This window comes from Pseudomonas sp. PS01303 (assembly GCF_029959385.1).
Taxonomy (GTDB): domain Bacteria; phylum Pseudomonadota; class Gammaproteobacteria; order Pseudomonadales; family Pseudomonadaceae; genus Aquipseudomonas; species Aquipseudomonas rustica.
The window spans coordinates 1-8,481 of the sequence record NZ_JASCPK010000197.1; the positions used below are offsets into that span (position 1 = coordinate 1).

Consider the following 8,481-nt stretch of genomic DNA (forward strand, 5'->3'; position numbering starts at 1 on the left):
AAATTTAAAAAAAAAAAAAAAAAATCCCCGCCGGGGCCCGCAGCTCCTACAGGGGGTTTGATTGCCGGGGGATCAGCGCAGGGTTTTCAGGATTGTTTGTAGTTGGGTCTGGCCAGCCGCGCTCAATGCAAATACCGGCAGGCGTGGATCACCCACCTCCAGCCCGGTCTGGCGTAACCCGGCCTTGATCGTCGCCGGCAAGCCGCCCTTCAGAATGAAGTCCAGCAGCGGCAACTGGCGATAAAACAGATCCCGCGCGCGATCCAGATCGCCCGCCATCGCTGCTTCATACAGATCCAGATTCAACTGCGGAATCAGGTTCGGCGCTGCCGTGCACCAGCCCTTCGCCCCGGCCGCGAATGCTTCCAGTGCCAGTGGATTGCAGCCGTTGTAGAACGGCACGTGGCCTTCGCCGAGCAATTGCAGCTTGTGCATGCGCTGGATGTCGCCGGAGCTCTCCTTGACCATGGTGACGTTTTCCACGGCATTGACGATGCGCAGAATCAGATCGACCGACATGTCGGTGCCGCTGGTGGCCGGGTTGTTGTAGAGCATGATCGGCACGCCGATGCTCTCGCCAATCGCGCGGTAGTGGGCGAGGATTTCCGCTTCGGTGAGTTTCCAGTACGAGGCCGGCAGCACCATCACCACGTCGGCGCCGTGGGCTTCGGCGAAGCGTGCGCGGCGCACGGCTTTGGCGGTGGTCAGGTCGGACACGCTGACGATGGTCGGTACACGTTTGGCCACGTGCTTGATACTGAATTCAGCAACTTGATCCCACTCCGAATCGCTCAGGTACGCGCCTTCGCCGGTGCTGCCCAATGGCGCGATGGCGTGGACGCCGCTGGCGATCAGGCGGTCGATCGATTGGCCGAGTGCCGGCAGATCGAGCCCTTCGCCATTGGCGCTGAACGGGGTGATGGTATAGCCGATGATGCCGTGAATGTTGGACATGGGAGCGTCTCCGTAATGAGGTTTCAGTTCAGGCAATCGGCGTGTTGGCGCAGGTTCTGCCGAGCGTAATAGTTGAAGGCGGCGGCGTGGCGTTTCGGCTTGGCGATCCAGTCATGGGCTTCGCGGCCCAGCGCGGGGATGATCGGTTTGATCGTGCCTGCCGCCATCGCCAGCAGCTGCAATTTCGCCGCGCGTTCGATCAATTGGGCGATGACACACGCCTCTTCAATCGTCGTGCCGGTCGACAGCTGACCGTGGTGCGAAAGCAGAATCGCGCGTTTGTCGCCCAGCGCACCGGCGATCAACTCGCCTTCTTCATTGCCCACCGGCACGCCCGGCCAGCCTTCGAGAAACGCGCAGTCGTCGTACAGCGGGCACAGATCCATGTGCGAAATCTGCAGCGGCACTTCCAGCATCGACAACGCGGCAACGTGCGTCGGGTGGGTGTGGATGATGCAGTTCACGTCCGGGCGAGCGCGGTACACCCAGCTGTGAAAACGGTTGGCCGGGTTGGCCATGCCGTGACCTTCGAGAACCTCCAGATCCTCGTTGACCAGCAGCAGATTGCTCGCGGTGATTTCGTCGAAACCCAGGCCCAGTTGCTGAGTGTAATAGGTGCCGGGCTGCGGGCCACGGGCAGTGATTTGTCCGGCCAGGCCGGAGTCGTGACCATTTTCGAAAAGAATCCGGCAGGTCAAAGCCAGCTTTTGCCGGTCTGTCCACGTATTATCCGCAAGGCTTTTTTGCATCTGGGTCAGCGCTTGCTTGACCAGTTGGTCTTTGGGTAGTGCTAATGTCTTGGCCATGTCTGTGTCCTTTGGGTGATTGCAAATGACACGAAAGAGGCTATATGACACAAGGTGTCATTGGCAAGCACAAATCGTCGCTTCCTTGATGGAATAACCGCTGCGCATGTCTATCCGTTTGAAATTATTGAGAAAAAAACTTGGCGTAACCCTTGAGGCACTGGCCGAAAAATCCGGCATGACCAAGAGTTATCTGTCGAAAGTCGAGCGCGGGCTGAACACCCCGTCGATTGCCGCCGCGTTGAAACTGGCGAAAGCGCTGAATGTGAAGGTCGAGGAATTGTTCTCGGAAGACAACGTCAGCCTCGACAGCTACAGCCTGGTGCGCAGCCACGAGCGGCAGTCACTGGCGGCGAATGATCAGAGCCCGGGTTACGCGGTGCTGGCGCATCAGGTCAGCGAGCGCAATTTGCTGCCGTTCATCATCTATCCGCCGAGCGAATTCAGCGACAAGACCTTCAAGGAGCATCTGGGCGAGGAGTTTTTGTTCGTTCACGAAGGGCAGGTGGAAGTGGATTTCATGAACGAGAAAGTGCTGCTGCAACGCGGTGATGCGCTGCACTTCAATGCACAGAAACCGCACCGGATCCGGTCGGTAGGGGAGGTGCAGGCGCAGTTGCTGGTGGTGGTGCACAGCGCTGAGGATTGATAAAAGCTTCGCGAGCAAGCTTTGCTCCTACAGAAGGAATGCGATCCCTGTAGGAGCAGAGCTTGCTCGCGAAGGCGTCGGTGCGGCTTACATCAAACCTCGACCGGTACCGACAATTTCGGACTGCCCAGCGCATGCGTCTTCGCATCAAAAAACCGCAACTCAACCCCCGTCCCGTCAAACACCTGCGCGTAGTGCCGCTTCTGGTGCTGCACAAACGCCGCACTGCGCGGATAAATCGAGATCGCTACAGTCTTCGGTTTCGCCAAGCGTAGCGCCCGCACAATGTGCGCATCCTGCTCGGCCAACGCGTGGCCAAAGATGCACAAACTGTCGCCATGCCCGAGCAATTGCTCATAACAGAACGACAGATAATCCGAGCTGCGAATGGTTTTGAGCTTGTCCGCGCTCGGCCCTTCGGTGACGAACAGCGGCACGTCATCCAGCGTCTTGATCGTATTGTTGATCGCGAAGCTGCCGAGCAGCGTGCCCTCGGTCGAGGTCAGTTTGCGCGCGGTGCCGTCCTGATTTCGCACCAGGTGCAGGCCACCGTGCAGGTACAGCAGACGCGGTTTGTCAGTGGCGCTTTCGCTCAGATCGAAACTCGCGTTGGCGCCGTTGAACAGGTCGTCGATGGCATCGCTTTGGTGTTGCAGCGCCCAGTAGTTGAGCAAGTCGTAATTGGTGGTGAACACTGTGCGATAGCGCGCCAGTTCTTCATTCAAAGTCGCCAGCGTCGAGGCTTTCACCAGTCGCCACGGAATGTGCACGGCGTGCACCGTGTTGATCAGCGCTTCTTTGATGGCGTAGTAGCGATTGCGCGGGGCGGCGGAGCTGACGGCCAGCGCCTTGTTGACCCGGCTGGTGGTTTTCAGCGCGCCGAGCACCTGCTCGAAACTGCGCGTCTGCATGGCGTCGAACACCGCCAGTTCCGACGCACTCAACGGTTTCTCTTCGACGGTGCGGGCGTTTTCGAACAGCGAGTCGTAGCCGAAATCGTCCCACACCGCGCGGCTGGCGCCATTGCCCACCAGCAGGCCGTTGAACTCGGTCGCGGCGCGCAGGGTGTTCCAGTCTTCAAGGCTGGCGTCGACATCCAGAAAATCGGTCATTGCGTAGGAAGTCTCAAAACATAGGGGCTGATGGGCGGCGACTTTATCACGAGCGGGCATTGAGCCAGATCAACATCGGCGCTGACCGATCGGTCGATGCTGTGCTTATCCGCTGAATCGGAGCAGTCGATTCGGCCCCTGTCAGGAGACGCGCGCATGACCAGCACCTTTTTCATTCCGGCGGTAAATATCATGGGCAACGGCTGCCTCGACGAAGCCATGGTCGCGATCCGCAACTACGGTTTTCGCAAAGCGCTGATCGTCACCGACACGGGGCTGGCCAAGGCCGGCGTGGCGACGATGGTCGCCGAGAAGCTGGCCATGCAGGACATCGATTCGGTGATTTTCGACGGCGCCAAACCGAACCCGAGCATCGCCAACGTCGAATCCGGGCTGGGTTTGCTCAAGGAAACCCGCTGCGATTTCGTCGTGTCGCTGGGCGGCGGTTCGCCCCACGACTGCGCCAAAGGCATTGCCCTGTGTGCGACCAACGGCGGGGAAATCCGTGATTACGAAGGTGTTGATCAATCGAGCAAGCCACAACTGCCGCTGATCGCGATCAACACCACCGCCGGCACCGCCAGCGAGATGACCCGTTTCTGCATCATCACCGACGAATCGCGTCACGTGAAAATGGCCATCGTCGACCGCAATGTCACGCCGCTGCTGTCGGTCAACGACCCGGAACTGATGGTCGCCATGCCCAAAGGACTGACCGCCGCGACTGGTATGGACGCATTGACCCACGCCATCGAGGCTTACGTCTCGACCGCCGCCAATCCGATCACCGACGCCTGCGCGTTGAAAGCAATCACCCTGATCAGCAACAACTTGCGCCTGGCCGTGCGCGACGGCACAGATCTCGCCGCACGGGAAAACATGGCCTACGCGCAGTTCCTCGCCGGCATGGCTTTCAACAACGCCTCGCTCGGTTTTGTGCACGCGATGGCGCACCAGTTGGGCGGTTTTTACGACTTGCCCCACGGCGTGTGCAACGCCGTGTTGCTGCCGCATGTGCAGACCTTCAACGCGCTGGTCTGCGCCGATCGCCTGACCGATGTTGCCCACGCAATGGGCGCCGACATTCGTGGTTTCAGCGCCGAGGAGGGCGCGCAAGCGGCGATCACCGCGATCCGCACCTTGGCCAAAGACGTCGACATCCCGAGCGGTCTGCGCGAACTCGGCGCCAAACTCAGCGACATCCCGATCCTCGCCACCAATGCACTGAAAGACGCCTGCGGCATTACCAACCCGCGCGCAGCGGATCAACGGCAAATCGAGGAAATCTTCCGCAACGCCTTCTAACGCTTGCCATCCCCCGGCGCGAGCTTTACGCAGAGCATCGCGCCGACGGCCAGCAACGTACACAGCAGCGACAATGGCCAAGCCTGTGGACTGGCGATCAGACTGGCCATCGCGCCAATGATCGCCGCCATCAATTGATGAATGAAGCCACTCAGCGCCATCGCATATGCACCGGCAATCGGCGCGCCATCGTTGGCGCGTGACAGGCTGATCGGGTAGTTCAACGACTGCCCGAACACCGCCACGCAATACGGCAGCCAAAACAGTAGCGCGATGGAACTGGCCGCCAGACTGCCCAGCAACATCACGCCGCTACCGGCCAACACCAGACCGACGCCAACGGTCATCAACCACGCCTGACCGGTGCGCAACACGAAGTGATTGACCGCCAGCGCACCCAGAAAATACGCCGCGCTGATTGGCCAGCCGAGCAAACCGTAATCCACCGTCGACCAGGCGAACGGCCCCTGCAAAACCAGCGGCGCTGCGGTGTTGAAGGCGATGATCACGCCGTAGCCCAAACCACCGGCCAGCGCCGGCAAAAGAAATGCCCGATGCAGCAGAATCTGCCGATAAGCCGACCACGATGAGGCGCTGATCGGTTCGTCAGCGACGGCAGGGAAAGCCACCCGCGAAACGATCAGCGCCATCACCAGGCAGACCACGCCGAGCAGGTAGAAAATCGCCTGCCAGCCCAGCGTCACCTCGATGATCGAGCCCAAGTATTGGCCGATGCCCAGCGCCACTACGAACGAGATCGAAATCCACGACAACGCCTTGGCCAGCAGATCGCCGCGAAAGCTGTCGCGGATCAGCACCCGCGCCATCACCGAAATACCGCTGGCGCCGACGCCTTGCAGCAGTCGCAGCAGCAAAAACCACTCAAGCGTCGAACCCAGCGGCAAGGCCAGATTGGCCAGGCCGTAAATCGCCAGCGCCGCCAGCAACACCGGTTTGCGGCCGATGCGCTGGGCCAGACTGCCCCAGAACAACATCGGCAGCGCCATGCCGATCAGGTACAGCGACAAGCCCCACGACACCTGCGCAGGATCCGCCGCCAGATAGCGGGCGATTTCCGGCAGCGCCGGCAAATAAATACTCATGCCCAACTGGGCGAGAAAAACCGTGCTACAGGTGATCAGGAGAGTGACGCTGGCGTTCATGATTCGTCCCTGTTTTCAGTCGTCGAGATCACAACGGTGGGTGCGCAACAGCTCGGTGATCAGTTCGCAGAAGCGCCGAATAAGCGCTGGCGGCATGTCGGCGCGCAGCGTAATGCGGATGGCTGCCTTGCCTTGTGCAACCACCGGAAAAAACACCGCACTGGTGAAAAATCCCTGTTCGGCCAGTTCGCTGGCCACTCGATTGGCCACCGCCGCCTGCCCGCATTTGATCAAGCGGATGGCCATGTTGCTGTGGCATTGATCGGTGCTGATCAGACTGTCGAAGAGGCGGATATTAGCCTGAAGGTTGCTTTGCAGCGCGGCGAATTCAGCGCTGCGATGCAGGCGGATCGACGCTCTGCCGGCACCAATCGCCGCGCAGTTGAGACTCTGCGACCAGTTGCTCGGCCCGCCGTAACGCTGGATCAGGGTTTTCTGCCGCTCATTGCCCAGCATCACCAAACCGCCGCTGGCGCCAAACGACTTGGCCAGCGACGCGACGATCAGGCAATCCTCTTCCAGCGCCGCCACCCGTGGCCGCACAAGCCCGGCGCCGTGCTGACCGACCGCGGACAACGCATGGGAATCATCCAGATACAGAAACAGCCCGTAGCGATCCTTCAGATACAACAGACCTTCCATGTTGGCGACGCCGCCCATGCTGTACGCGCCGTCAGCGACATACGCCACGCGACCGTGTTGCTGGCAGGCACGTTCGAGAAAATCCATGTCGTTGTGCGGCGCGGTGACCACGCGGGTCTCATCGGCGCACGCGGCTTTCAAATGATTCATCGAGTAGTGCGCGTGGCGGTCGAAGACCATCACCGGCGGCTGATCTTCGGTGAAGATGCCGCTGGCCAGCAACGGCAGGATCCCCGCGCTGGCGGCGCTGCACGACAAAGTGCTCAGACAGACCGTGTCAAACAGTTGCGACAGCTCGTTTTCGTACTGCTCGAGAATCGCCAGTTTGCAGCGATTTTTCGAGTTGGCGACGCGCAAGCTGCCGGTTTCACGCAGGGCATCGATGGCGCCTTCGAGCAGGGCCGGGTGGTGATCGAGCCCGAGATAAGAGGTCGTGCAGAAGTGATGGAATTCACGCCCGTACTGATCGAGCAGGTGGTTGGGGCTTTTTACTTCGACATTGAGACCGGCGACTTTGCCCTGTTCGGCGATGTCCCAATCGTAGTCGGCGAGGGCAATGATCTTGCGGAAATTGGAATACAGATTCGGGGTGTGCAACGGAAGATTCACAGGCGACATTCCTTGAGCGTAGCGATCCATGGGGTGTTGCAATTTGTGTGTGTTGCCAGACTTTACAGAGCGAAAAGTCGGACAAAAATAGGCCGATTCCGCGAATCCTGAGAGGCGATAGAGTTTTGTTTGTAGGGCGAAGCCACGAACGTCGGCGGATTAATCACATGTCTGACTTCAACGAAAACCGGGCTATCCTGCCGACTCGAATGTCCCCGCCAGCGAGCCTTCCATGCTGCAAAAAAGCCTGATTCGCCGCCTCGACCTGATCACCCTGCAACTGTTTGTCGCCGTGCATGAAGAGGGCACGCTGACCCGCGCCGCCGCGCGCGAAGCCATCGCAGTGTCGGCGGCGAGCAAGCGCTTGATGGAACTGGAAGAAGCGCTGGGCATCAGCCTGTTCGTGCGCCAGGCCAAGGGCATGACGCTGACGCCGGCGGGGGAAACGCTGCTGCACCACGCGCGGCAGATGTTGTTTAACGTCGAGAAGATGGGCCTGGAACTGGGCGAGCACAGCCACGGTGTGCGCGGCTATGTGCGGATGCTGGCGAACCTCTCGGCGATCATTCAGTTTCTGCCGGAAGACTTGCGCGACTTTTCCGCGCGGCATGCGCAGGTCAAGACTGACCTTGAAGAACGGCCCAGTGCCGGGGTGATTCAGGGCGTGCTCGATGGCGTCGCGGATCTCGGTATTTGCTCCAACGACAGCGACATCAAGGGCCTGCACAGCGTGTTGTACCGCGAGGACAAACTGGTGGTGGTGATGTTGCCGGAGCATCCGTTGGCCGCGCGTGAATCCGTAGCTTTTGCCGAAACGCTGGACAGTGATTACGTCGGTTTGCACGCGGCCAGTTCGATCAACATGCGCACCCACGCGGCGGCGCGGCAGGCGGGCAAGGTGCTGCGCATTCGCATTCATGTGCCGGGGTTTGATGCGGTGTGCCGGATGGTGCAGGCCAACATGGGCATCGGAATTTTGCCGCAGCGGGCGTATGAGTTGTTCGGCCAGGCGCTGGGGCTGCACGCGGTGCCGTTGACCGATGACTGGTCGGATCGCGCGTTGATTGTAGTGGTGCGCGATGAGGCGGGGTTGTCGCCGGTGAGCCGGTTGTTGTTTGAGCATTTGCGCGGCTGATATTCCAATCATCTGCGTGGCCGAACCCCCCTGTAGGAGCTGCCGAAGGCTGCGATCTTTTGATCTTGCCCTTGAAACAACAGATCAAAAGATCGCAGCCTTCGGC

The 8,481-nt window shown here is 60.1% G+C and carries 8 protein-coding genes; 3 read left to right on the forward strand and 5 right to left on the reverse strand.

Annotated elements, in window-relative coordinates:
* Positions 1 to 72 precede the first annotated feature (72 nt).
* Both QMX93_RS28330 and QMX93_RS28335 read right to left on the reverse strand, forming a co-directional pair.
* A complete protein-coding gene (locus QMX93_RS28330) occupies positions 73 to 954 on the reverse strand; it encodes a dihydrodipicolinate synthase family protein (protein WP_282358838.1) in 882 nt (293 codons plus the stop codon).
* A gap of 23 nt (positions 955 to 977) precedes the next feature.
* On the reverse strand, positions 978 to 1,760 hold the full coding sequence (locus QMX93_RS28335; protein WP_008076855.1) for an aldolase: 783 nt from the start codon (positions 1,758 to 1,760) through the stop codon (positions 978 to 980).
* A gap of 106 nt (positions 1,761 to 1,866) precedes the next feature.
* On the opposite strand from QMX93_RS28335, the gene QMX93_RS28340 reads away from it, so the two are divergent.
* Positions 1,867 to 2,409, forward strand: a complete 543-nt coding sequence (locus QMX93_RS28340) for an XRE family transcriptional regulator (RefSeq protein WP_159814246.1) — start codon at positions 1,867 to 1,869, stop codon at positions 2,407 to 2,409.
* 92 nt (positions 2,410 to 2,501) lie between these two features.
* On the opposite strand, the gene QMX93_RS28345 is transcribed toward QMX93_RS28340, so the two are convergent.
* Positions 2,502 to 3,521: a DUF4917 family protein gene (locus QMX93_RS28345; protein WP_282358841.1), complete on the reverse strand. Its 1,020-nt coding sequence runs from the start codon at positions 3,519 to 3,521 to the stop codon at positions 2,502 to 2,504.
* Between the two features lie 156 nt (positions 3,522 to 3,677).
* Between QMX93_RS28345 and yiaY the strand changes: the two genes are divergently transcribed.
* A complete protein-coding gene (yiaY, locus tag QMX93_RS28350) occupies positions 3,678 to 4,826 on the forward strand; it encodes an L-threonine dehydrogenase (RefSeq protein ID WP_282358842.1) in 1,149 nt (382 codons plus the stop codon).
* On the opposite strand, the gene QMX93_RS28355 is transcribed toward yiaY, so the two are convergent.
* Entirely contained in the window at positions 4,823 to 5,989 is a 1,167-nt protein-coding gene (locus tag QMX93_RS28355) for an MFS transporter (protein ID WP_282358843.1), read from the reverse strand. The genes yiaY and QMX93_RS28355 overlap by 4 nt on opposite strands.
* Before the next feature lie 15 nt (positions 5,990 to 6,004).
* On the reverse strand, positions 6,005 to 7,240 hold the full coding sequence (locus QMX93_RS28360; protein WP_282358847.1) for an aminotransferase class I/II-fold pyridoxal phosphate-dependent enzyme: 1,236 nt from the start codon (positions 7,238 to 7,240) through the stop codon (positions 6,005 to 6,007).
* A 232-nt stretch (positions 7,241 to 7,472) separates the two neighbouring features.
* Here QMX93_RS28360 and QMX93_RS28365 point away from each other — a divergent pair, with 232 nt between their 5' ends.
* Entirely contained in the window at positions 7,473 to 8,375 is a 903-nt protein-coding gene (locus QMX93_RS28365; protein ID WP_053117982.1) for a LysR family transcriptional regulator, read from the forward strand.
* The last annotated feature ends 106 nt before the right edge of the window (positions 8,376 to 8,481 follow it).

Excerpts from the sequence above, each read along its gene's own strand:
- QMX93_RS28330 (WP_282358838.1), bottom strand. The coding sequence starts at position 954 with ATGTCCAACATTCACGGCATCATCGGCTATACCATCACCCCGTTCAGC.
- QMX93_RS28335 (WP_008076855.1), bottom strand. The coding sequence starts at position 1,760 with ATGGCCAAGACATTAGCACTACCCAAAGACCAACTGGTCAAGCAAGCG.
- QMX93_RS28340 (WP_159814246.1), top strand. The coding sequence starts at position 1,867 with ATGTCTATCCGTTTGAAATTATTGAGAAAAAAACTTGGCGTAACCCTT.
- QMX93_RS28345 (WP_282358841.1), bottom strand. The coding sequence starts at position 3,521 with ATGACCGATTTTCTGGATGTCGACGCCAGCCTTGAAGACTGGAACACC.
- yiaY (WP_282358842.1), top strand. The coding sequence starts at position 3,678 with ATGACCAGCACCTTTTTCATTCCGGCGGTAAATATCATGGGCAACGGC.
- QMX93_RS28355 (WP_282358843.1), bottom strand. The coding sequence starts at position 5,989 with ATGAACGCCAGCGTCACTCTCCTGATCACCTGTAGCACGGTTTTTCTC.
- QMX93_RS28365 (WP_053117982.1), top strand. The coding sequence starts at position 7,473 with ATGCTGCAAAAAAGCCTGATTCGCCGCCTCGACCTGATCACCCTGCAA.